This is a genomic window from Alcanivorax sp. HI0044 (assembly GCF_001634945.1).
On sequence record NZ_LWEZ01001409.1, the window covers coordinates 1 to 656 of the forward strand.

1 protein-coding gene is annotated in these 656 nt (G+C 56.7%); it reads right to left on the reverse strand.

Translation table 11 applies throughout. The annotated features are described in order from the left end of the window. Positions 1-122 precede the first annotated feature (122 nt). Positions 123-467 carry a Rieske 2Fe-2S domain-containing protein gene (locus A3730_RS20875; protein WP_063521109.1) on the reverse strand — a complete coding sequence of 115 codons (345 nt, stop codon included), beginning with the start codon at positions 465-467 and terminating at the stop codon, positions 123-125. Positions 468-656: the final 189 nt, after the last annotated feature.

A 656-nucleotide genomic window follows, 5' to 3' on the forward strand; every position in this document is an offset into this window, starting at 1 on the left:
AATCGCTTCGGCGCCAATCTGAAACCTGGTAAAGGGAATACCAATACTGCTGTCAGTGAAGCGGCTGAACTTTTCCAGTCGCGCCAGCGCAGCTTCCTGCTGCGCCTTACTCGGGTTTGCCATTAGATCTCCACGTACAGCTGGCCGTCTTCTTCGGTTACCGGCCAGGTTTGCAGGGCTTTCTCACCCCGCACCACATTCAGCATCTGCACCCCCGGCGGGAAATTCGCCCACTCGGAGACTTCACCGGTGCGGATATCAAACTTCGCCCGGTGCAGCGGACACTGCACACATTGGTCCTTGAGGATCTTGCCCTTGCCCAGTGAGGCAAACATGTGAGTGCAGCGGGCCTGGGTGGCGTAGAAGCCATCACTCAGGTGGTACACCACCAACTTGGTGTCCCCCGCCTTCATGGCACGGCTTTGTCCTTCCGGTAGATCCTGGCTGGCACAGAGTTCATAACGCATGGCGCTCTCCTTGCTGGCTGAAAAAAATCTGCTGGCTACGAAGCCCCTGTAGGAACGACGCGTAGCGAAGTAACGCACGTAGTTCCGTGCGGCCCGAAGGGTGAGCGTAGCGAATACACCTTCCAGGGGACGAACCTTGCACAGCAAGGCGACAAAGATTAACGCTACCCGTTATTCTTTCTGAAACCT